At 47.4% G+C, this 23,965-nt stretch carries 20 protein-coding genes; 10 read left to right on the top strand and 10 right to left on the bottom strand.

What is annotated here, in order from left to right; all coding sequences use genetic code 11:
- Positions 1-416: 416 nt before the first annotated feature.
- Both OB236_RS00505 and OB236_RS00500 read right to left on the bottom strand, forming a co-directional pair.
- Entirely contained in the window at positions 417-878 is a 462-nt protein-coding gene (locus OB236_RS00505) for a YhcH/YjgK/YiaL family protein (protein ID WP_262682081.1), read from the bottom strand.
- Between the two features lie 192 nt (positions 879-1,070).
- The gene (locus OB236_RS00500; protein WP_262682080.1) at positions 1,071-1,904 is read right to left on the bottom strand and encodes an HpcH/HpaI aldolase family protein; all 834 of its coding nucleotides are present in this window, start codon (positions 1,902-1,904) and stop codon (positions 1,071-1,073) included.
- 259 nt (positions 1,905-2,163) lie between these two features.
- On the opposite strand from OB236_RS00500, the gene OB236_RS00495 reads away from it, so the two are divergent.
- The 5 genes from OB236_RS00495 to OB236_RS00475 all read left to right on the top strand — a co-directional run bounded on the left by OB236_RS00495 (position 2,164) and on the right by OB236_RS00475 (position 10,611).
- Positions 2,164-3,135, top strand: coding sequence for an ABC transporter permease (locus OB236_RS00495; RefSeq protein ID WP_256711493.1), 972 nt, complete (start codon positions 2,164-2,166; stop codon positions 3,133-3,135).
- The gene (locus tag OB236_RS00490; protein ID WP_262682079.1) at positions 3,129-4,058 is read left to right on the top strand and encodes a carbohydrate ABC transporter permease; all 930 of its coding nucleotides are present in this window, start codon (positions 3,129-3,131) and stop codon (positions 4,056-4,058) included. The genes OB236_RS00495 and OB236_RS00490 overlap by 7 nt, the downstream gene beginning before the upstream one ends.
- Before the next feature lie 60 nt (positions 4,059-4,118).
- Positions 4,119-5,726, top strand: a complete 1,608-nt coding sequence (locus OB236_RS00485) for an extracellular solute-binding protein (RefSeq protein WP_262682078.1) — start codon at positions 4,119-4,121, stop codon at positions 5,724-5,726.
- A gap of 52 nt (positions 5,727-5,778) precedes the next feature.
- Entirely contained in the window at positions 5,779-8,184 is a 2,406-nt protein-coding gene (locus OB236_RS00480; protein WP_262682077.1) for an alpha-glucuronidase family glycosyl hydrolase, read from the top strand.
- A gap of 93 nt (positions 8,185-8,277) precedes the next feature.
- On the top strand, positions 8,278-10,611 hold the full coding sequence (locus OB236_RS00475) for a helix-turn-helix domain-containing protein (RefSeq protein ID WP_262682076.1): 2,334 nt from the start codon (positions 8,278-8,280) through the stop codon (positions 10,609-10,611).
- Between the two features lie 29 nt (positions 10,612-10,640).
- On the opposite strand, the gene OB236_RS00470 is transcribed toward OB236_RS00475, so the two are convergent.
- The 4 genes from OB236_RS00470 to ylbJ all read right to left on the bottom strand — a co-directional run bounded on the left by OB236_RS00470 (position 10,641) and on the right by ylbJ (position 16,275).
- On the bottom strand, positions 10,641-11,456 hold the full coding sequence (locus OB236_RS00470; RefSeq protein WP_076235605.1) for an NAD kinase: 816 nt from the start codon (positions 11,454-11,456) through the stop codon (positions 10,641-10,643).
- Positions 11,457-11,588: 132 nt separating this feature from the next.
- Complete coding sequence (locus OB236_RS00465) at positions 11,589-12,266, bottom strand: PilZ domain-containing protein (RefSeq protein ID WP_262682074.1); 678 nt, start codon at positions 12,264-12,266, stop codon at positions 11,589-11,591.
- 168 nt (positions 12,267-12,434) lie between these two features.
- Positions 12,435-14,990, bottom strand: coding sequence for an alpha-glucan family phosphorylase (gene glgP / locus OB236_RS00460; protein ID WP_262682073.1), 2,556 nt, complete (start codon positions 14,988-14,990; stop codon positions 12,435-12,437).
- Between the two features lie 37 nt (positions 14,991-15,027).
- Positions 15,028-16,275 (bottom strand): sporulation integral membrane protein YlbJ, encoded by a 1,248-nt coding sequence (ylbJ, locus tag OB236_RS00455; RefSeq protein ID WP_262682072.1) that lies wholly within the window; start codon positions 16,273-16,275, stop codon positions 15,028-15,030.
- Between the two features lie 382 nt (positions 16,276-16,657).
- Between ylbJ and OB236_RS00450 the strand changes: the two genes are divergently transcribed.
- Positions 16,658-17,056 (top strand): globin domain-containing protein, encoded by a 399-nt coding sequence (locus tag OB236_RS00450; RefSeq protein WP_262682070.1) that lies wholly within the window; start codon positions 16,658-16,660, stop codon positions 17,054-17,056.
- 14 nt (positions 17,057-17,070) lie between these two features.
- Complete coding sequence (locus tag OB236_RS00445; protein ID WP_262682069.1) at positions 17,071-17,769, top strand: DUF2225 domain-containing protein; 699 nt, start codon at positions 17,071-17,073, stop codon at positions 17,767-17,769.
- A 71-nt stretch (positions 17,770-17,840) separates the two neighbouring features.
- Here OB236_RS00445 and OB236_RS00440 read toward each other — a convergent pair whose 3' ends face one another.
- Genes OB236_RS00440 through OB236_RS00430 form a run of 3 tightly spaced genes read right to left on the bottom strand, consistent with a single transcriptional unit; the run spans position 17,841 to position 19,414 of the window.
- Complete coding sequence (locus tag OB236_RS00440) at positions 17,841-18,938, bottom strand: GGDEF domain-containing protein (protein WP_262682067.1); 1,098 nt, start codon at positions 18,936-18,938, stop codon at positions 17,841-17,843.
- A gap of 48 nt (positions 18,939-18,986) precedes the next feature.
- Positions 18,987-19,226, bottom strand: a complete 240-nt coding sequence (locus OB236_RS00435; protein ID WP_076235552.1) for a hypothetical protein — start codon at positions 19,224-19,226, stop codon at positions 18,987-18,989.
- On the bottom strand, positions 19,223-19,414 hold the full coding sequence (locus OB236_RS00430) for a YycC family protein (protein WP_076235551.1): 192 nt from the start codon (positions 19,412-19,414) through the stop codon (positions 19,223-19,225). Before OB236_RS00430 ends, OB236_RS00435 begins: the two co-directional genes overlap by 4 nt.
- A 158-nt stretch (positions 19,415-19,572) precedes the next feature.
- On the opposite strand from OB236_RS00430, the gene OB236_RS00425 reads away from it, so the two are divergent.
- On the top strand, positions 19,573-21,363 hold the full coding sequence (locus tag OB236_RS00425) for a M3 family oligoendopeptidase (RefSeq protein WP_262682066.1): 1,791 nt from the start codon (positions 19,573-19,575) through the stop codon (positions 21,361-21,363).
- A 165-nt stretch (positions 21,364-21,528) separates the two neighbouring features.
- On the opposite strand, the gene OB236_RS00420 is transcribed toward OB236_RS00425, so the two are convergent.
- Positions 21,529-22,788, bottom strand: coding sequence for a methyl-accepting chemotaxis protein (locus tag OB236_RS00420; RefSeq protein WP_083689675.1), 1,260 nt, complete (start codon positions 22,786-22,788; stop codon positions 21,529-21,531).
- A gap of 214 nt (positions 22,789-23,002) precedes the next feature.
- On the opposite strand from OB236_RS00420, the gene OB236_RS00415 reads away from it, so the two are divergent.
- Together OB236_RS00415 and OB236_RS00410 are read left to right on the top strand one after the other, a co-directional pair.
- Positions 23,003-23,392: a VOC family protein gene (locus tag OB236_RS00415; RefSeq protein WP_262682064.1), complete on the top strand. Its 390-nt coding sequence runs from the start codon at positions 23,003-23,005 to the stop codon at positions 23,390-23,392.
- 171 nt (positions 23,393-23,563) lie between these two features.
- Positions 23,564-23,947 carry an NUDIX hydrolase gene (locus OB236_RS00410; RefSeq protein WP_262682063.1) on the top strand — a complete coding sequence of 128 codons (384 nt, stop codon included), beginning with the start codon at positions 23,564-23,566 and terminating at the stop codon, positions 23,945-23,947.
- The last annotated feature ends 18 nt before the right edge of the window (positions 23,948-23,965 follow it).

The raw sequence follows: 23,965 nt of genomic DNA, 5'->3' as shown, positions 1-23,965 counted from the left end.
TACCCTTGGTCGGGATGATGCGGGTCTAGATTACAGTTAATTCTACTCACCACATTCCTGGGGCTTGATAATTGCTCCCAAGCTTTTGAATAGGTTTGATAAATTCCATAGCCGTTACCTCCAATTGGCTTATATTAATATTATAACAATTTTGGCAATAAAACTGACACTGAAATTGACATGAGTTTTTCAGTGTCAAAAACTTTATTGATTGTCTTAACATCATGCCAAAATAGAATCCAAAATGCGAGGAAATCTAATGAAAATCTTTATAAATAAGGATAAAAGAGACATTCAAACTATGGTCAGTTTGAATGTCTCTTTTATCGTCAATCAAGGGCATGCACCAAAGGGGAACCCGTTATAAAGGGTTGGCCTTTTGCTTTGTGTGAATTGTGATTCATTTCACGAATTTGTCATTGCCAATCGAGCGCGACCTTCACGACGAGCTTCCTCACCGGGAGAGAATCCTGCACTGATATGCAGGCCATATGGACGTCCTGCGGCGCCAGAATGGTAAAGAAGCCCTCGGACAGCTCGAAAAAGCTGCCGTCACCGCTGTATAAGGCATAGTCCAGCTTCTCGTCATAGGCTTGGGATACTTCCATACGATCGATCGGTGATACACCCATAAGCTCAGTTCCGCTGGTTACATACTGTACATCGATGTAACGGAGATGTGCTTCCCATACTCCCGCATCGAGCGGCCTGCTATCATATTCCTGTACAAGCACAAACATCTGCTCACCCTTAAGCGCATACTTGCCCGGCTTTAAAGCCGTAGCTTCCTCACTTTGAAGAAACTCCAGTGCCTTGGTTATTCCTGGATTCAAATCGTAGTAGCTTGCTGCGCGGCTCATTTTATCGAATATCATCATATCGTTCCCCTCTGTTCAATGGACTAGACTGGTGCTTTAAGTGCGTGTTCAAAAAGTCGACATTTCAGCACCGGGTAGGTTGCAAGCAGGTGAAGAAGGAGGAGCGGAGTTTAGGCAAACCTAAATGAGCACCGGGCTTCGAGCCTGCTTGCAAGATTCGATGCCGAATACGCTTCCTGTGTAACCGCGTGATCAAAAGGTGACTTTTTGAACAACCTCTTTAAATAGAAATACTCTCGGTCTCGCCTGATCGCCAAGCGCCGCTTTGATCGTGCTCAGATCCTTGCCCAAATACTCGATAAATGTGGTGATATCCGAGCTTTGAATGATCAGATTCAACCCACGTTTGGCCCATTCGATTTGGCGCTCCGTTCCGATCCAGTAATGAATACCTGCTCCAATTCCACGGCTTCGCGCCTTGTCGATAATCTCTTCGACCGCCTTCAGGAAAACAGGATTGTCATATTGCTCCGGCACATTCAGATTGCAGGACAGGTCATGAGGACCAATCAGAACCGCATCGATATCCGGTACCTGAAGAATGTCGTCCAGTGCCTCCATGGCGGGCTTGCTCTCAATATTAATGATCAACAGGTTATGCTTGTTGTAATCCTGAATATAACGTTCCAGTTCCCCATCGCAAGCTTCGGTTCCATTGAGGATGTTTTCCAGCTTTTGCCCACGCAGCGGACGGTATTTGACAGCGCCGCGCAAGGCTTGGACCTGTTCTACCGTTTCCACATAAGGGACGATAACGCCGTTGGCTCCTCCATCCAGCACCATCGTCGCAGCGTAGGGATCAGGAGAGGGAATGCGTACGATCGGTGCAAGACCGAGCGCTTTATAAGCCTGGCACATCCATGACAGCTCATGCCGGTCGATACTGATATGCTCGGTATCGATAAATACAAAATCCATACCCAAACTGCCAATGTGCCCAGGCAACTTCGGGGAGTTCGAGGTAATCAGGGTACCATATACCCGTGTTCCACGGGACAGAGCCTCTTGCAGTTCCACAGCGTTCATAAAAGTAAACCTCCTTCGGAAGATAGCTTGATTGTAGGTTCGTGTCCTTGTGGCGTCAATCGTCCAGTTTTCCAGACTGTTTCAGATTTCGCCCTCTGCTGCAAGGGCGATAATCGAAACAAGGTGGATTTTTGAAACAGTCGGAACAGGGTAGAAAAATGAAACTTTTGGGTATGGATTGGATGTATCAGAGCGGTGCAGACGGCTGTTAGTATAAAAGCACAGCCGCACCACAATAAGGACAAAGGAGGAAAGACAAGTGGCGGGAAAAGCATTATCAGAGACGGTTAAAGTTAACAAGTCAGGCAGAAAAACAGTTTCGGCTCTGATTATGGATCGGCTGAAGCTGATCGGGCAGGGCAAGTACTTATATGCAATGCTGCTGCTGCCGGCCGTATATTTTATCGTATTCAAGTACGGCTCGATGTTTGGTTTATTGATTGCTTTTGAAAACTATAATTTCGTCAAGGGGGTGTTTGGAAGCGAGTGGGTCGGACTGCTGCATTTTCGTGATTTTATGTCGGATCCTTACTTTTGGAAGCTGGTACGCAATACGGTGCTGCTGAATGTATGGATGATGGTCTTTTATTTCCCGACTCCGATTCTACTGGCACTGCTGTTGAATGAGGCAAGAATCGGACTGTTCAAGAAGTTTGCCCAGACCGTCAGCTACCTGCCGCATTTTCTGTCCACGGTGGTCGTATGCGGGATGGTGATCAACTTTCTATCCAACGAAGGGATGATCAATCGTCTTATCGGGCTTGTTGGTCTGGAGCCGTATTCATTCCTGATGGATGCCAACTGGTTCCGCAGCATCTATATTGGCTCTGAAATATGGCAGGGTATCGGCTGGGGCTCGATTATATATCTGGCTGCGTTAACTGCCGTGGACCCTCAGCTTTATGAAGCGGCCACTATGGACGGAGCCAGCCGTATACAGCAAATCCGCCATATTACGCTGCCTGGAATTGCTTCCGTCATTACTGTCATGTTCCTGCTTAATCTCGGCAACGTAATGTCGATTGGATACGAGAAAATTTTGCTGCTGTACACAGGTCCGACCTATGAAACCGCGGATGTGATCTCGACTTATGTGTACAGAAGAGGGCTGCTGGGCAATGATTTTAGCTATGCAACGGCGGTTGAGTTGTTCCAGTCGGTGATTGCGCTGTGCTTCGTCGTGCTGGCCAACCGGTTTGCCCGAAAGGTGAGTGAAACAAGCCTATGGTAAATACAAATTCGGAGCATGGAGGGAAAGCGGGATTGTTACCCTTCAGGAAGAGTGGTCTCAAGCAGCCTACGGCAGGCTCACTGCTGTTCGATTGCGTCATCTACGCGCTGCTACTGGCCATGATTCTGGTTTTTCTCTACCCGATCTATTACATGGCAGTCGTATCGGTCAGCAACGGGATGAATGTGATCAGGGGAGAGGTAAAGTGGTTTCCGATCGGCTTCAATCTGGAAGCCTACAAAATGATTCTTTCCGACAAATCGATTATTCGTTCCTACGGCAATACCCTGCTGTATACGTCGGTTGGAACGCTGATCAATGTCGCAGCGACGGCTTTATGCGCCTACCCGCTATCGCGCAGCAAGCTGTATGGAAGAGGCCTGTTCACACTACTGATCATCATCACGATGCTATTTCACGGTGGGATGATTCCGTCCTATCTGGTCGTGAACTCCTTGAATATGACCAACAGTATTTGGGCGATTGTGATTCCCCCGGCGATTAACGTGTGGTATATGATCATCATGAGAACCTTTTTTCAAAATATCCCCAATGAAATTCATGAATCCGCTTTTATAGACGGGGCAAATGATTTACTGGTGTTTGTGCGGATTGTGCTACCATTATCCATGCCGGTGATTGCGACCATGACGATGTTTTATGCGGTGTGGCATTGGAACAGCTTTTTCCCGGCGATGATCTATTTGTTTGACAGTGAGCTGTATCCGGTACAGATTATTATGCGCAGCATGCTGATTGATGGCAGTGTGGGCAACAATGATCCGGCCCGTGATTTGACGACCATCCAGACGAATATGAAATATGCGGTCATCATCGTTACCATTCTTCCAATTATTATGGTATATCCGTTTATACAAAAATATTTTGTGCAAGGGGCGATGGTCGGGTCGCTCAAAGGATAACAGCAGACAGCTGCTGGCTGTTTCACAGAAGGTTTTGACCATTAATCAGGAGGGGTTCTTATGCAATCCAATAAGCTTCAATCCAAAAAGAAAATCGTGTTGATGTCCTGCCTTTGTATTACGCTATTGGGGGCGGCGGCTTGCTCATCCAATCAGAGCGGCAAACAGGCAAACGGCAATACGCCGGCCGCAGCAGGCGGGGAAAAGGCTGGCGGCAAGCTGCTGGCCGAGCCGATCACGTTTAAGGTAATGACCGTGGATTCCTCACCGCAAATCGTCAAGGATGCGCCAGTGTTCAAGCATATATTCGATAAAACGAATGTCAAAATCGAGCTGGAGCCAGTGCCAAGTGCCAATTATGATCAGAAAGCCCAGACGCTGATCGCCACCAATAACCTGCCTGACATCACCCGTATTCCTAACGGGAAGCCTTACTTCAACGAAGCCGCCAAAAACGGGATGTTTCTGCCGATTTCGGATTACCTGGACTATGCTCCCAACATCAAACGGCTGATGAAGGAAAATAAGGAGATTGGCAAAGGCGAGGTCAATGGCAAGCTCTATGGGTTCCCACTGCTTGGCCAATGGAAGCTGCAGCTGGCGCAGGCTCCGATGATTCGGATGGATCTCTTGAAGGAGCAAAATCTGGAGGTTCCCAAAACCTTCGACGATCTTTACAAGGTTCTTAAAAAATTAAAAGAGGCGTACCCGGATAAAATTCCATTTACGAATCGTGAGGGTGCGGCGAATCTGCTGACCTCAATGGGGTTTGGCATGGGCTCGGGCTTCAAAATTTATTATGATCCGAATGTCGAAGGCGGAAAATATGTATATGGACCGTCCCGCCCAGAGTTCAAGGCACCGCTCGAATATCTCAATAAGCTGTACAAGGAAAAGCTGCTGGATCCCGATTACGCCGTCAATACCGTTGACAATATGAAGGAAAAGCTCAGTTCGGGAAGAGCCTTGTTCTATTATGACAATAACAGCTTTGGCGATCAGTTCAATGCATCATTGAAGCCGGTTAGTCCGAAGGCGCAATTCGAGCTGCTTCTGCCGCTCAAAAATGATTTAGGTCAAACCCGAAATATTATGTACAAAAAGGATTGGCTGCACCATTTTACAATCAATGCCAAAATTAAAAATCCGCAGGCAGCGGTGAAATTCCTCGATTGGATGTATAGCGATGAAGGTACTTTGATTACCAATTACGGTATCGAAGGCGAGCACTTCAAACTGGAGGGCGGCAAGCCGGTCATTATGGATAGTATTATGAAGCAATTTGCCAATGCGAAGGACCCTTTCCGCAACATGCAGAATGCGCTCGGAATCGGCTTCCAAACGTTTACCTTAAATGTTGATGAGCATCCGATGGCGACCATGTCATCACCTGATCTTGTTAGATGGAGCGAGATGATTACGACGAAAAATGGCTATGTATCCGAGGTTGCCCCTCCACCGTTTACCGATTCCGAAATTGACAAGCTGAAAACGATTCTTTCCAAGGTGGATACAATCGTTAATCAGGAGATTGACAAGTTCGTGATGGGCGCACGCCCAATGAGCGAATTCGACAGCTTTGCACAGAAGCTGAAGGAGAGCGGTGCGAGCGAGATCGAAAAAATCTACAATGAGGCCAATGATCGTTATAAAAAGAGCAATCCATAGCAATAAAAGGCACCCAATTATATAAATCCAATAGGAAAAGCAGGGGATATAAATGAAAGCGGTTATTGAATTATCCGCAGCCCGCGTTGTTGCTTCCTCGGCAGCCCGCGGAGCTGAAGCCAAAGCGATACAGGTACTGATTGAGGAGGTAGCGAAGCGAACAGGAGTGACGTGGACACAGCTGGACAGCTTGCCGTCTGAGCCTCAGCAGCAGCCGCTGATTATAGCGGGCACAGCAGCAGCTCTGGATAGCCTTATCCAGCATAGGAGTGAACTGGAGGCGGATATCGGCAGGATTCAGCCTGAAGGCTTCATTGTACATGTCGCAGCACAAGCTGGAACGCCGATCGTGTATATCATCGGCAAGGACGTCCGCGGGGTTCTGTACGGCGTAGGGAGGTTTCTGCGAAAAGCCGTGATGAGCGAGCAATCGATTGGCATGAGCGTCCAGACGCACATCGTGAGCTCTCCAAGCTTTCCGATCCGCGGCCACCAGCTTGGTTATCGTCCGAAGACGAACGCTTATGACGCTTGGAGCGTCGAGCAGTATGAGCAGTATATCCGTGAGCTGGCGTTGTTCGGAGCGAATAGCATCGAAATTTTACCGCCACGCACCGATGATGATGCGACAGGTCCATTGATGAAGGTAGATCCGCTCCAGATGATGATTCAGCTGTCGGCGATTATTGATTCCTATGGCCTGAATGTGTGGATCTGGTATCCCAATATGGCTGAGGATTATTCAGATCCCGAGGTTCGCACAGAGGAGTTGGCGGAGCGGGAGGAGATCTTCAGCAAGCTTTCGCGGATCGATGCTGTGATGATTCCCGGCAGTGATCCGGGCGGAATGCATCCTGTTCCGCTGTTCGAATGGTCCGGGGAACTATCGGAGCTGCTGCAGCGCTACCATCCGCAGGCGCGCATATGGCTGTCTCCACAGGTAATGAAATATGAGCCAAGACCTTGGCTTGAGGCCTTTTATGAGCAGGTAAATCAAGAGCCTGAATGGCTTGGCGGCGTTGTGTATGGACCGCATATCGATGAGCTGCTGCCCGTTTACCGGGAACGGATCCCACAGAAATATCGGATTCGCCGTTATGAGGATATTACGCATAATTACCACTGCCAGTACCCGGTCGCGGATTGGGATTTGGCACTGGCGATGACAGCGGCCCGCGAATCGTATAATCCGCGCCCCTTGGCAGAGAAGCATATTCATAACCAGTTTGCTGCATACGCTGATGGCAACATATCGTACTCGGAAGGGATTAACGATGATGTGAACAAATTTGTGTGGAGCGACCAGGACTGGAATCCGGACACTCCTGTGATTGAAACACTTCGCGACTTTGCCCGTCTGTTCATTGGCAGCGAGGTTGCCGAGGGAGTGGCTCAGGGACTGCTCGCTTTGGAGCAGAATTGGGTCGGACCGCTTATTATCAATGACCAGGTGGAAGTGACCTTACAGCAGTGGATGCAGATGGAGCAGGAGGGAGGGCCGCAGGTACTGAACCAGTACCGCTTTCAAATGGGCTTGATCCGCGCCTATTATGATGCCTACGTTAAGCGGCGGCTCATTTATGAAACGGAGCTGGAGCATAAGGCCAAGGATCTGCTGCGCGACGCAGGCAGACTGGGCAGTTTGAATGCCGTGGAGCAAGCCGAGCGGGTTCTTGAGCAGGCCAATGCGGCTCCGGTTGCTCAAGGCTACAAGCAGCGCTGCTGCGAGCTCGCTGATGAGCTGTTCGCCAATATCGGCTCCCAGCTTACTGTTGAACGTCATTTTGCGATTGCGGTTGATCGGGGAGCATTCATGGATACGATCGATGCCCCGCTGAATGATGCCAATTGGCTGCGTACACAGTTCAGGCTGGTACATGGGCTGGCTGATGAGCAGGTAAGGCTGCTTCATATCCGTCAGGCCTTGAGTCGAACGAATCCGGGTCCTGGCGGCAGCTACGACAATTTGGGCTCTTACCGCAGTGCAGGCCGGGTAGATCCGGGGATGGGCGGTTATGAGGATCCCGGATATTTGCACTCACCACGGGTTGCGCCATCGATTTATTTGCTGAGGATGAACGAAGAGAAAAAGCGCGCGTTGGGCGGCGTACCGCTTGCCTGGGCACAGCATGTGAATGCGCTGGCGGATACCCCTATTCATGCCACCTATCAGCATCTGGACCCGGATTCCGCCTATACCGTCAAAGTCGCCTATGTGGGTGATACGGTAGACGCCGAGCTGTCCCGGGATTGCTGGGTACGCTTGACGGTCAACGACTGTTATGTTATTCAGGACGATATTCATGTCCGGGAAGGCATGGTGACGATTCATGAGTCATCCATCCCGCAGGAGGCGTTAGCCGACGGACAAATTAAATTGACGTTCCAGCGCATGAGAGGGTTCAAGCGTTTGAACGTAGCCGAAATCTGGATCATTCGTCAGCCGGTTCAGCTATAAGCATTTACATTCGTACTTGGGAAGCATTAGTATAAGTTTGACGGATATGAATCATCATGAATGGCTGCTTGGCAGCGGGAGAGGAAGATACGAATGCGATGGATGACTAGACGTATGCCCAGATTAAACCGATTATTTTTTCGCATTCTGTTGTATTTTCTCTCCTTGCTGCTCCCGATTATTATTATTGGAGCGGTTTTTTATATCAATGTCAGTAACCGCTTACAGGACGAATTTACTCAAAAGGTGCAAATGAATTTACAGTCCTCGGCCAATACGATCGAAATTTATATGCGTACCATTCAGGAAACCAGCATTAACTTCTTTTATGAAAAAAGGCCGCTGCTGCTGCCTTACGATGAATACAATTTGCAGGAGCGTGTGCGTATTGCCGAAATCCCGGACACACTTTCCAAAATCTCCGGTAACCTCAGTGCCCTGAGTGTTAATCTGTTTTTGTTCGCGGACAATCAAAAGGTGTACACCGCAGCAGGTCTGGATGATTTCGATTATTATTTTGATAAGGGGTATTCCTTTCAGCAGTACAATAAGCAATTCTGGAAGCAAAAGCTGCTCACGGAGAAATCGATTGAGATTCTTCAGGTTTCCGAGGTGAAGCTCAATAATGGTGTGCATACAAGCGTAATTCCGCTTGTTTTTATGAATACGGTCAACGGTCATAAAGCGATTCTGGTCACGACGCTTTCGGTCGATATGCTGCAGAGGACGATTCTGAACCATGCTGTGACACCTTCAACCTCGTTCATTCTGAGCGATCATAACGGCAATGTCATTCTAAGCAGTGACAAAAGCATGCAGGACTCCGGTATGCTTAGTGAGCTCAACGGTTATTTCGGCTCCGGCAACGCCAAGTATGGTGAATTCAAACTGGGCAGCGCGCATTATATTGTCAATTATATCAAGTCTGAAAGCTACGGCTGGAACTATTATGCGTTGACCCCGGTATCCGATTTTAAGGAGCAGATCAACTATTTTGTAACTTTAATTGTGACGATTTGTCTCGTTCTGGTGGTGGTGGGCATCCTATTTTCCTTCATTTTCACCTTTAACCTGTACAACCCGATTCAACGCATCCGTGATATTTTAATGAGCAAGAGTGAGCTCGCGGAAGAACCGACAGGCAGAGCGGGGACGGCCAACGAGTTCGAGCAGATCGGCAGAGGCATTCATCAATTGATCGAATATAACCACAAATTCAAAAATGAGCTTGAGCTCAAGTCCACGGAATACCTGGATCAATCGCTGCTGAATTATGTACAGGGTAGTACAGCAATCAATGAGAAGGAGCTTCATAAAATGCTGGCCGAGCAGGTTCAATTCATTCATCCGGCATACATGTGCTGTTACATCCAATTCGGACTGAAGCCGGCTTTTTATGATGATATTCAGGATACGGAACGGCTGATTATTTTGGATAAGCTCAAGAAGATCGTATGGGGGCTGATCCAGCCGCATGTGAACGCCTATATTTTGGAAGAGAGGGAGTGTCTGTATACTTGCGCCATCAATGTGCGGGACATGGAGGACAGTCTGCAGCAGGTCAAGGATGGGCTGAAGCAGCTGCTGGATACGTTTCGTTATGACTCGCAGTATTGCTATATTCATATTGGCATAGGAACCGTCCATACCGGGATACAGGGGCTGGTCAAATCTTATACGGATGCGGTGCATGCCTTGGAAGCAGCGGACCCGCAGAAGGATTTCCAGATGATCGATGCGCAGCAGCTGCCACCTGCGGTAACACAGTATGCGTACTCCTTCATTGATGAGAACATGATCATCAACTGCCTGAAGACGCGGAATCTTGAAAGTCTGACGAACAAAATCGATGACCTTCTTCACAAGAACAGATTGAACGCTTCACATGCCGCTGTATCTTCACTTTTATCGGCTATTTACTATACGGGGTGCCGCTTTCTTGGGGAAAGCGGTTTGAATGCACACGATTTGATTACGGAGCAGGAGCATGCGGCACTGGATAAAAAGTCTGACCTTTATTTGGGAGTTGAAGAAAAGAAACGGCTGCTGCTTCATTTTTTTGAAAGCGTAATTGAGTATACCGAGGATCAGGAGCAAGGAAAATCCAGTTCGCTCGCTGCGATGATCAAGCACTATATTGAGGACAATTATCATCATGATTTGTATTTGGAGAAAATAGCTAATGAAATGGGGGTTTCCACGAAATATATTTCGCGGGCTTTCCATGAGAAAACAGGCGTTCATCTCTCGACGTACATTAGTCAATTCCGCATGACCAAAGCCAAGGAGCTGCTGCTGTCAACGAATTGGACGATCAGCGACATCTCGCAAAAGGTTGGCATTTACAGCAGAACGACCTTTATTCGCCTGTTCAAAAAGCATGAGGGCATAACCCCGCACCATTATCGGACACTTCACAAAAAATAGCGGAGTTATGAGTTGTTGTTGTAAACATTTTATTGAACCGATTCGTAGCCAATGAACGCTTCACGGACACGACTCCAAAAGGGGAACGGACGAAAGCGCGCGAACTTGACCTTTTTGCCTGCTGCTACCATACTTCTGATCGATAAAATATCATTACGCTGGGTATATACATGATCGAGTGAAAGCAGTATATTTTGGCTCGCCCGAGGGTAAATATCGCAGTGATGATGCTTTGGCAAAATAATGGCAGACCCCAGAGTACGATACACACGGTTGTTGATCGACGCGATCTCGGCAATCTGAATAGCATCCAGAGAAGGGTGGACAATGGCCCCGCCCAAGCTTTTATTATACGCCGTGCTGCCTGCTGGGGTCGAAATACAGATACCGTCGCCACGGAAGGTTTCCAATGGTTCGTCATTGATATGCAGCTGAGCGGTCAGCGTAGCATCAATACCCTTCAACGTGAATTCGTTCAGCGCCAGCTGCGTTTCGATTCCGAGAGGAGTGGTAATCTGAATTTCTACCAATGGATATTTGACGATACGAAGATCGTTTTGCTCCGCACTTTCGCCAATCAGCTCGGCTAATAATTCGACTTCATCCGGCTTCCAATCCGCAAAAAAACCAAGCCTGCCGGTATGAATACCTACAAATGCCGTCGTTTCCAATTGATCCTTATATTGATGAAAAGCGTGGAGAAGAGTACCGTCGCCTCCGATAGAGAGCACCAGATCAGGATTCTCCTCTTCATGAACAAGGTCGTATTTCTCGACCAACTGATGGAACGTCTGCATGAGGCGGAACGATATATCATCACCGCGATGTATAACATTATATTTCAAATCATTTCCTCCTAAGGGCTTTCCGAATGGAAAGCCATCATCGTAAGCATTTCCTAAGGGCTTTCCGAATGGAAAGCCAACATCGTAAGCATGTCCTACATATTCTATGGGCTTGTCCAAGGGACAAGCCTTTTACAGCTGGGCTCGTGAGCAATATTCATTAATGAGCTGTGCTGTGGCCTCAGGGATATCGCGGAATTCAACAGCAAACCGATAGGAGTCATGGGCATAATTGGATACCCTGACGATTTCACCGTGCAGTACATAGGTATGTGGATCATCAGGTAGTTCAAAGCTTAGCTCAAGAAACAAAGGATAAAATATTCGCGTATTGGTTACAAAAGAAAGTCCAACTGCGGAGATATCGTGAATAAATCCGGAAAAGGCTTCGCCTTGATAGGAAGCGGTTTTGCGTACTCCGATCACTCTACAGGTCAGAGGAGTGCGGGCATCAAGCTGAATTCGGTTAGCTCTGCGATTCTGAAAGGTACGGAATTCATGAGGGACGGATAAGGTTAGTGAGCATACAGCTTGGCTGACGGATTGGTGGAGCAGTTCAACAAAAGCGTAATACAAAATACCTCGTTCACGGAACGAGATTTCGATAAAACCAATATCCTGCAGCTGTTCTAGCGGGTTCCAGGTATGAAACTCTATAGTGGTGACCATCTGCTCAGCATTGACTTGTTGCAAAGTGAAATTGTCCTCATAGCAGAAGGGCAGGCCTTCCTTGGTCTTACCTACGATAATAAGGCTTACGCTCATCTTGGGGACAACGATTTCCAGCGCTAAAGCTTGATCCCAATTCATTCAATCACCATTAATCAGTTATTTGTGAAACGATAATTCCATCATAATCAATATTGACGGATAACACAATGGCGGCAAGCGACGAAAGTACAAACGCCCCTCAGATCAGCAGCTAAATGCCGATTGAAGGGCGAAGCGGGTGAAGATGAAGGAGTTGTGTCAGGTTAATTAAGTCGTTGTGACCAATGGCAGTTCAAAGGAGCTGACAAAGCTTGGGCTGATCGGCCTGATCCTTATGGTGTAGTGGGTCAGATGCTGCAGATGGGAAGCAATGACAGCCTTAAACTGGACAACACGGTTATCGAGCTCCCGACTCGGCTCCATTTGTATCACAACGGGATACCAATCCTCGCCGCGCTGCTCATAGTAAACAATTTCAACGACCGTATCCTTATACCAAATGGGTCCGAACGAGAGGGTTGCAGTCACTTCCTTCAATCCCTGTGTCTTGTCATTGGAGGCTTTGGCAGCGAATTCGGCAGATTGTCCATTGACATCATCACGAATTTCAATAAATCGGACATGGTGCCAATTGGAAATGATAAACCTTTTATAATCCGCGACTTTGGTGACCAGATCATAGTCATTATCCAAAAATTGCAGTGTTCTTTTTAGAGAAGGCATGTAAGCTTTGTTGGTATAATCCATCACCATGCGGTCGGTATTGTATACAGGAGCAAGGGACTGAATGGATTGCTTCATCCGGTCTACCCATTGCGTAGGCAGCTTGCCTTCATTGTAGTAGAGAGGAACAATTTCCTGCTCAAGCTGACGGTAGATGGATTCGGTGTTTTCAAGCTCCTGAGTATGCCAATCCGCCTCATTATTACCTTCGATGCTCCAGCCATTGGTGCCGTTATAGCCTTCTTCCCACCAACCATCCAGAATACTGAAGTTGATGACACCGTTCATGGCTGCTTTCTGACCGCTGGTGCCGCTTGCTTCGTAAGGACGGCGCGGATTGTTGAGCCAAACATCTACACCTTGAACCAGATGACGGGCCATATTCATATCGTAATTTTCAAGCAAAATAATTTTGCCGCGAAAACGATTCATTTGGGACACACGATAAATGTCGCGAATCATGTCCTGGCCAGGCTGATCAGCAGGGTGGGCTTTACCTGCAAACAGAAATTGCACCGGACGTTCGGGATCATTGACCAGCCTGTCCAAACGATCCAAATCGCTAAATATAAGATTGGCCCGCTTGTATGTGGCAAACCGGCGTGCGAAGCCGATAGTTAGCGCTCGTGCAGATAGATAGCTATGTACACCTTCAATGATCTCAGCAGGTTGGCCGTTTCTAGTAAACTGTTCAAGGAGATTGCTGCGGGCAAACCGGATCATACGCTCCTTGAGCACAACATGAGTCTCCCACAAGGACTCGGCAGGAATTAGCTCCAATGACTTCCAGAGATTGCCGCTCGTTTGATCCTCCAGCCATCTTCCAGGCAGAAACCGGCTGTACAGCTCCTTTAGCTCTGGTGCGAGCCAGGTCGGCATGTGGACACCATTGGTAATATGATGGATCGGTACCTCCTGAACGCCAATGTTGTTGTGAAACGATCGGAACATATCCCGTGATACTTCACCGTGCAGCTTACTAACACCATTGCGCAATGCGGCTGTATTCAGAGCCAGGTGTGTCATGTTGAACAGCTGCTTGGCTTCGTCCATGCCGAGCTGCAGGAATTCATGCCTGTGGTCGTTCCAACGATTCAACAAGCTGCTGCAATAATATTCAACCATACTTTGGGTGAACGCATCGTGGCCAGCAGGAACAGGTGTATGCGTTGTGAAAATGGAGCTGGAGCGAATAACCTCCAGAGCAATATGGAAGGGAACGCCATTTTCGAGCTGCTCGCGGATTCTTTCAAAAGCCTGAAAGGCCGCGTGGCCCTCATTAATATGATAAACCGCTGTTGGCAGCTCAAGCGCCCGAAGTGCCTTAACACCACCCATACCGAGCAGCAGCTCCTGCGCAATGCGAATATCCTGGTCGCCGCCATACAGCTGAGCAGTTAATTCACGATCCCAGGGACTGTTGCCTTCCACATCAGAATCGAGTAAATACACGGAATTGCGTCCAATCCGGGCTTGCCAGATTCGAAGATGGACCGTACGATCAGCAATAGAAATGGTGATAACGAGCTGTTCTCCATTGTTATTGGATACAGGAAGGATGGGCAGATGGTTAAAATCATAGACGATCTGTTCAGCTTGCTGCTGGCCATCCTGATTGATTTTTTGCATAAAGTAACCGCGTTTATATAGAAGTCCAACGCCGACTAACGGAATGCCCAGATCACTTGCCGATTTACAATGGTCCCCAGCCAATATGCCAAGACCACCGGAGTAAATCTGCAAGGATTCATGAAAACCGAACTCGGCGGAAAAGTAAGCGATGCGGTGCTGGAGATGTTCGGGGTAGCTTTTTTGAAACCAGGTGGTATCACTGAGGTAAGCATCCCACTGCTGACACACGCGCTCATATTGCTCAAGAAAAGGACCATCCTTACTTAAAGCGCTCCAAACCTCGGAATCGGTTTCCAACAACAGGCGTACGGGATTATGCAGAGTCTGTTCCCATCGCTTGGGATCAATAAGGGAAAATAGGGCCTTGGCCTCATCGTTCCAGCTAAACCACAAATTATAAGCAAGCTCGTTTAAACGCTCGATTTCCAGCGGCAACCCGATAGTTGAATAAGGATTCTTGGTATTCATCGTTTAGCCTACCTTCCCGAAATTTTAATTTTATTGGTCATTTTAACCACTTCATACATTGTTTAACCGCAAGATGCAAAGCATAAAACAGGAGCAGGCCCAAAAGCACACCTATACACGCCGCTGCCATCCATGTTAGCACAGAAATGGGCTTGGTTGGTAATGTGGTCGATAAACTCATCACAGGCAGCGAGAGGGCCGTGGCTCCACGGTACGACTGCATGGGCTCCCATAACAGAATTACGGCAGTGGCGGCCAATAGCCCATGTATAAGCCTTGCCATAACGAATGGAAAATAGCGCAGATTCGTGTGATGCAGAATCGAGATGATTTGCGCATGCACAGATAGTCCTGCCCAAGAAAGGATAAAAGCGGCGATAGCCGCTTTGTGCATTAAACTGATCGGTGCGGGAGCACTACCTGCTGCTTTGGCTCCAAGCGTGACCTCGAATATACCCCCAGCTACCGCTTCGGAAAGCGCGGTTGGCACACCAAATAATTGAAGCACCGCATCAATCCCTTTATATACAATCGGCATCACCTGTATGGAGGTCATAATTTCTATGACGACAGCAAAAAACACCACGAGACCACCAATCACCATCACCAACTGCAGAGATGATTGAACAGCCTGCCTCAGCATCTCGCCAAGACTCCTTCCATCAAGCAATCTCGCCCGATGCATCGCTTTAAAGGCGCGGGTTAAGAGGCGAGTCGATGTATGGCTGGCAGTTTGAGGTGCTGGCTCCGTTACCTTCTTGGAAGCTGAACCTCCGTGAAACCTCATCATGAAGCCAACGAGGATAGCAGTACCGTAATGAGCGGTTGCCAAAATAACGGCAAGGCTCACATCATGGAAAAATCCGACGGAAACGGCTCCGATCAGGAAGATGGGATCAGAGGTGGTTGTGAATGCCACAAGCCGTTCCCCCTCTTCACGGTTAACCAACCGTTGTTCCCATAGCTGTGAGGTGAGCTTGGCAGCGACCGGATAACCGGCGGCGAAGCCCATAGCCATCACAAAACCGCCTGTCCCAGGAATGCGAAACACGGGACGCATGATCGGGTCCAGCAGCATCCCAAAGAAATGGACGATGCCCAGGCCAAGCATCATTTCGGAAACTACAAGAAAAGGAAATAATGCTGGAAATAAAATATCCCACCATATCGATAAACCTTTCAGAGAGGCGTGAAGAGCTTGTGCAGGAAAGAAGAGCATGGAGACCAATAAGCCAACTGCCATTAAGCCAATCCCGTAAGTGAACGCGAAATTGTTAACCTTCATTTAATAACCCTCCCGCTTATGAGGCTGCATCTCTTATCCATATGTAGCCCAATAGGTAGACATGCCTGTAATATGGGGACAAACTATCATAAAAAAAATACAATAGTCAGCTAAATTGCTGAATTTTCAAAAAAAATATGGTACAATTGTACTACTATGAGATTGGGAGCTGATTCTCATGATGAGCATTATCGCTGGAATTCTCGTATGTGCGTTTACTTTTGTAATCAAGGAAACCTTAATGGCTTCCAACGAAGAGGATTTGGAAAGCTAGCCTACTTATGCAGCGGTTCCTTCTTAGGTAACGGATGCTAATTGCCTGGGCATTAGCATCTTTTTTTGTTTGTATATAATGACACCAAATAGATAGGTGAGAAGCGCTATGTCTGAACAACAGGATTCACAACAATCCATGACCCCATATCAAGCCATCGGAGGAGAGGCGGCCATTCGCCGTCTTGTGGAAGCCTTTTATCCGTTGGTACAGGCGAACCCTTTAATTGGGCCTTTGTTTCCTGACCATATTGAACCGGTTATGGAAAAACAGATTTTGTTTTTGACACAGTTTTTCGGGGGGCCGCCGCTGTATTCGGATCAATACGGTCATCCTATGATGCGTGCCCGGCACCTGCCTTTTGAAATCACGCCGCAGCGGGCTGAGGCCTGGCTTGGCTGTATGAAGCAGGCGATGGAACAAACGGGAATAAAACCGGAGTTACAGAAATTTATGCTGGAGAGGCTGAACGGGCCTGCCCACCATTTTATAAATACGAATGCATAAAAGGAAGTGTATTTATGGTTGAACCGTTATTTCAGGTCAAGGTGGATTGTGCTAATTGTGAGAACCCATTCCAAACATCGAGAGTAAGGCCGAGTTTTAAAAAGGCGACCAAAACAGATACCGATTTTTGTATTCATTACAAAGAAACTAATCCCGACTACTACGTCGTCAGAGTTTGTCCGTTTTGTGGCTACGCCAGTACGGAGAATTCCACCACGAAGTTTACGGATGAGCAGCGTCGGGCGTTGATGGAGAGAATTGTCCATAATTGGTCATACAAGGATTATGGTACGGAGCGCAGCTGGGAAGATGCGATGTATACGTACAAGCTTGCCTTGGTATGCGCGCAGCTGCGGAATGAAAAGGGACGTGTGATTGCAGGCTTGCTGCATCATATTGCCTGGCTGTACCGTTATAAGAACGATGAGCAGCAGGAGAAACGGTTTTTGCAATTCGCACTGGATGCTTATAAGAGTGTACTGGAAACTGAAAGTGACGAGTTGAATAATGCCCGACTTATGTATTTGATTGGGGAATTAAGTCGTAGATTGAAGCATTACGGTGAAGCTGTTAAATGGTTTGGGAGAGTTATCAACGATAAACGGATTGCCGATGCAGGAATGATCCGGGCATCCCGTGAGCAGTGGATTGTTACAAGAGAGGACATGCTGGCTGATAAGGTCGAGCTTGCCGAGCTTGGAAGTTTGGATTAATCGTAACCGCTGTAAACTATTATTTTATCAAAAAACGCTTTGTGCTCGGGTCTATTATGGAAACCCTGACACTAAGCGTTTTTTGTTGTGATGCCCATGATCGAGGGATGCAGTGTAAAGCGGTTTTTGCCGTCATGCTTGGAAGCATATAGTGCTTCATCGGCTTCGGAAATAATTCGCAGCAGATCTGCCTGCGGATTGAAAGAAACCGAAACCCCGATGGAAATCGTAACGCCTATTCCTTCCTGGCTGTGAGATTGATGTGTAGAGACAGCATGACACAGCTTATGGGCATAAGCGGACAGCTGAGCGTTATCGGTGATATGGCTTAAGACGATAAACTCCTCCCCCCCATAACGGGCGGCGTAGTCATGCTCATGAATAATGGAGCTTAATAGCTGTCCAACCTCGCACAACAGGAGATCGCCCTGCAAATGCCCGTATGTATCATTAAAACGTTTGAAATTATCAATATCGATCATCATGATGGAAAGTGGTCGACGTCTGGCTGTATTTTGAGCGATATTCATAAAGCTGCGCAGATTGGGGAGCCCTGTTAATCTATCCTGATTGGCTTGAATCTCCAATCGGTGCTGAAGCACCCAAGTCCGATTATCATCGTTGTACATAGCGATCAACACAATAATCACGAGTGCGAACAGCAGAAGCGGCAGCAGCTGACTGAAATAGTCAACGATATGCGTATTCGTATATAGGTAGCCGCCAAACAGAAACCGGGTCAGACCGAGAATTCCGCAAATCTTGAGACCGTCCATAAAAGGAATTTCAGCATAAGCGGAAGCGCTCTCTTTTTTGTGAAACCATGAGCTCACAAAGGCTGGAGCCAACAATTCCTGCAGGATTCGAAGAAAGCTGCTTTCTTCGAAAGGCTCACTCATGAGCAGGAAAATAGCTGGTGGCAGGGTAGAAAGCAATGCGATCATCCAACCAAAGCGAAGACCTGCCATAATAATCGGGATACAATACAGAACAGCCGCAAAAGGATCGCCAAAATGGGGTTGAAGCATAATAATAATGCAGGCCAACCCTGTTAACAATGGAGCGCTCCACAGCTCATAGCGCTCCATAAATAGACGATGCTTTAATTTTAAAGCGGCATAGCTTAAAGCAATCAGTACGCAAGCATCGGTAAAGGCGATAGGGTTCATGCTTATTTACACTCCTGAACAGAGCCGGCAATCGCTTTGAGGGGCTTGTCAGCGTTGATTTCTTAAAGGTTGGTTAGCAAGTAAATAGTCACGATCGGCTCCCACAATCATGAGCTTGTTCAGGCAGCAGGGGAGCACCAGAAGTTTTTTGACGCCGCTGATGAGTTCGGGAAGGTCTTTTCTTTTGAATGGCAGTAATACATTGGATTTACCACAAAGCGGACAGTCTTGAAAGTATACATCCTGCTGGATCAACTCATAGGGCCAAGTATTGAGAAAAGGAATCATGAATGAGGTTCCTGCTTCTTGCTGTCTGCTGCTTCTGAATCAGATGCTGGATCTGGTATTTGCTTGGCAAGCTCGGCCATCTTTTGCAATAAAATATGCTGTGGCATATGCATCAGGTGCTCCAACGGGATATTTAACTGTTTGGCAAGTTTTTGCGCCGTTTCGGCAGAGATCTGTAAAGGTTTCATGCTGCGGTCAACTCCTGTCAATAGATCTATAGTCATCATTTAAACATAACGTACGTAACAATTCAACCAAAATCTGGGGACGGACTATTTTGGCTACAGCCATAAATATGGTTTAATGGTAAAGATACTTCATTTATTAGGAAAGGTGCGATGCTCATATGTTGAAACCGTTACAGCAAACATGGGATTTGGAAACATTTTTCAGTGGAGGCAGCAGTTCAACGGCTTTCTTGGCTTTCTTGGAGGGAATGCGTACCGAGATTACCCAATTAGAGGCTCAACTGGATGGATTAAAGTCCTTACCGACACCTGTGGATACAACAGCATTGCTGCCGATTCTGGACCTTCTGCAATCCATTGCCAAGAAATTGCGGGAGTCCGACTCTTTTGTAGCCTGCCTTGCTGCCGAGAATCAGGCGGATAAGGCTGCTATTGGCTTGGCCGATCGTGTGAAAACGTCGTACGCGACCTATGCTTCTGTCATGACGCGATTCGATCAGTATTTGGCAGAGATCAGCGAGGTGGATTGGGAAAGGCTGCTGTCGAGTCCAGAGCTTAAGGAAATCGTCTATCCTTTGACAGAACGCCGAGCACTTGCAGCAGAGAAGCTGCCTCCTGAGCAGGAAGCACTGATCAATGATCTGGCTATTGACGGTTATCATGGCTGGGGCGAAGCCTATAACACAACGGTAAGTAAATTTCGCATCAAGTTCGAAGAAAACGGGGATATTCAGGAGCTCTCTGCCGGTCAGGCGGCGAATAAAATGCATCATCCAGATCGTGCCGTACGTCAGCAGTTATTCGGTCTCTGGGAGAAGCAATGGGGCGAGCATGCCGACTATTGCGCCGATGCCCTGAATCATTTGGCCGGATTCCGATTGAAGCTGTATGAGCGCCGCGGCTGGGAAGGTATACATAAAGAACCTCTGTCCATCAACCGGATGTCCAAGGAGACACTGGATGCTATGTGGGGCGTGATTGATAAGAGCAAGGATGTGTTTGTCGAATATTTACAGCGCAAGGCGAAGCTGCTGGGTGTAGAGCGACTGAGCTGGTACGATGTAGAAGCTCCTGTGGGTCAAGGCAGCAAGCATTTCACTTATGACGAAGGCGCGCAACTGATCGTGGATCAATTTCGACGCTTTAGCCCAAAGCTGGCTGACTTCTCGGCCCAGGCCTTTGACAAGGGATGGATCGAAGCTGAGGATCGGCCGGGCAAAAGACCGGGTGGATTCTGCACCTCCTTCCCGATTGCCGAGCAAACGCGGATTTTCATGACGTATGCGGGCACAGCTTCCAATGTATCCACTCTGGCGCATGAGCTGGGTCATGGCTATCATCAGCATGTGATGAATGATTTGCCGGCGCTGGCGCAGGATTATGCGATGAATGTGGCGGAGACGGCTTCAACGTTTGCCGAGCTGATTGTGTCTGATGCAGCTATGAAAAGCGCCGTTAACGCTGAAGAGCGTCTAACTCTGCTTGAGGACAAAATTCAACGCTCGGTAGCCTTTTATATGAATATTCATGCGCGTTTTCTATTTGAAACGAAGTTTTATGAGGAACGCAGTAAGGGCTTGGTCAGCGTCGAGCGGCTTAATGAGCTTATGGTGGAAGCGCAAAAGCAGGGCTATAGGGATTCACTCGCGGAATATCATCCGCATTTTTGGGCGTCCAAGCTGCATTTTTATATTACCGAGGTGCCGTTTTATAACTTCCCATACACCTTTGGCTATATGTTTAGTGCAGGCATTTATGCGGAAGCGGTTCGTCAAGGGGCTGCCTTTGAGGATAAATATGTGGCATTGCTGCGTGATACCGGGAGAATGACCGTGGAGAAGCTTGCGGAGAAACACCTTGGCGTCGATCTGCGACAAGCAGATTTTTGGCAAAATGCAATGGATTTATCTGTTCAGGATGTTCGTGAATTTCTGAAGCTGACAGAATAAATAAAAAAAGCCGGGGTGTCTGCACCATATTGTGCGTCACTCCGGCATTTAATTGGAACGATCCATAGGCTAATTGCAAGTCAAGCCTGTAAAGGCTTAACCTTCTTGGTATGGATGCCACGGTCAGTAGATATGTAGGGTTTAAATGAGTAACAATCAGGCAGGCTACAGCTTGAAGAGCTGCATCGTTTGCTGTAATTTAGAGACCAGCTTGGTCATTTGCTCCGACTTGTCTACGATCTCTTGAACAGCAACAATTTGTTCGTTCATCGAGGCAGATACTTCCTCCGTTCCGGCAGCGGATTGCTGGGTAATGGCGGAAATGCTTTCCATTGTGCCGGATATGCGTTGTGCACTGTCCAGCATCATCTGGCTGTCATCCGCAAAGGTGGCAATCTGCTCGGAAATAAAGGTGACACTGCTGACGATGTCGGCAAATATTTTTTCGGTTTCCGTGATCAGTTGAGTTTGTTTGTTAACAATTTCCTCATTTTGTGCAATGTGCGTGAGTGCTTGGTGGATGCCGCCCTCTATCGATTTGACGAGATGGAATACTTCTTTGGTGGACGTAGTGGATTCTTCGGCGAGCTTACGAACCTCCTGTGCAACGACAGCAAACCCTTTGCCATGCTCACCCGCACGAGCTGCTTCGATGGATGCATTCAAGGACAACAGGTTGGTTTGCTCGGCAATTTCGGAAATAGTCCGTGTAATCTGGGAAATTCCATTAGCTTGTTCAGCCAGCTGGTCGATCGTTCTTGACACATTCGCGGTAGCTTCAACGTTGCGTTTCATGCCTGCGCTTTGCGTTTCAACGGCCTGCAGACCATTCTGGACCAAGGCTAACATATGCCCGGACCTTGAATTCATTTCGTGGGTGGAAGCGGTAAAGGTAGTTACCTTATTCTCAATTTCTTTGGTGGACACGGAAATATCAGATATTTCTTCGGATATTTGGTTGGCGCCGGAAGCCAGTTCATTGGAAGAAACAGCAACTTGCTCAAGGATATTTTTCAAGTTTTCATTTTTGAAAAAAATATCTCGGCTGGAATCGAATACATGCTTCGACATACTACCGGTATCCTGTAAAATTTCGCGAAGTCGTTCCATCATTTTATTAAAAGCAGTTCCAAGCTCACCGAGCGCATCATCGGACTGTACTTCTACCTTTTGGGAGAAATCGCCTTTGGAGATGCTGAGTGCGACGCGTGAGATGTTGTTAATCGGTTCTGTAAGCGTTCTCTCAAACCAGTTGATAAAAGGAAAGCTTAGCCCGATCATTACAATTAAGAAGATAACGCCCATAATTAAGCTTTTTTGTGATTCCAAGCTAATGATCAGAAGTGCAATGGAGTAAACAGCCACCAGCAGGTAGCAGCCGAACTGAAGTTTCTTTTTAAACGATAAGCCCTGTAACCAATTCATTAGCATATCTCCTTCAGATGTTAATATCTTACTTACGAGCAAATTATATCATCCAAAAGTAACAGGGTCTATACTTCAAATCAATTCCAGCGTAAAAAACAGAGATAACTGTCGAAAATAGTTCTTTTGTCGTATTTGAAGGTTGCCAAATTGTGATAATAATCGATATAGTAACGTAAAGCAAGTAAATGCTAAATGAAGAGGAGACGATGAAATGATTGACTATGAAGGAATACATCATGTTAGCCTTGTTATCCGTGATTTGGAGCGCTCGAAAGCTTTTTATACAGAGGTTCTCGGTCTGAAGGAGCTGGAACGGCCACCGTTTGATTTTGAGGGGGCATGGTTTGCGGTTGCAGAAGGCGGGCAGCAGCTGCACCTGATTGTTCATCAAGGACAAACGCTGCGGGATGGGAAAATAGACTCAAGAGATGGGCATTTGGCCTTGCGTGTCAGCAGCTATGAGGGCACAAGAAAGTGGTTGGAGGAGAAGGGGATTCACTGTGATGCTCGCCCTCATGCCAAAGCAGGGTTCCCGCAGATCTATATATTGGACCCGGATTGCAATATTATCGAGCTAAATGCCGCTGTTTATGACGGGTAAGGGAGATTGGGTAGGAGTCAGGAGCGGGATATTTGTCGGTTTTTGTTGTATGCTGACGATATATGGGTAATAAATGTATAAATGTAAAATATTGTTGATTAATTCGTTAATCCTTCATATAATAGGACTGCAGCACCACGCTGACAACACCGATTAGGTAGGAGGATGTTAATGATTTTAGAAAATGTGACTTTGGCAAGGCAGATTGATATCGTGTTTCGGGAAATTAAGGAGGAGTTGGCTCTGCTCACTTCAGGAACGGTCTTTGTCCAAATTCGCAACAATGTAATTGGGAAATTTGGAGTTAGGGCGTTCCCTTTAGAGAGCAAGGGGAACCAGCTGCAGAAGATGGAGCTGGGATTGTCGGAGGAGGAGCTTCAAACATTCCGGCATACCGCAATGGAATCGTTAAAGCTCAAACGCTGGACACACGGTGAAATTTCGTTCGAATTTGCCATGCGCCAGAACAAGCTGTGCACGAGTGTTGCATTCGAGTCCAATTACAATATGTCCAGCCTGATGGAAGAATTGAATCCGAACAAGAAAAAGGATTAAGCAAGCTCTTTAGATAGA

It is taken from the genome of Paenibacillus baimaensis, assembly GCF_025567575.1.
Note: the sequence above shows the minus strand (reverse complement) of the source record. Positions and strands in the feature narration are given on the sequence as shown.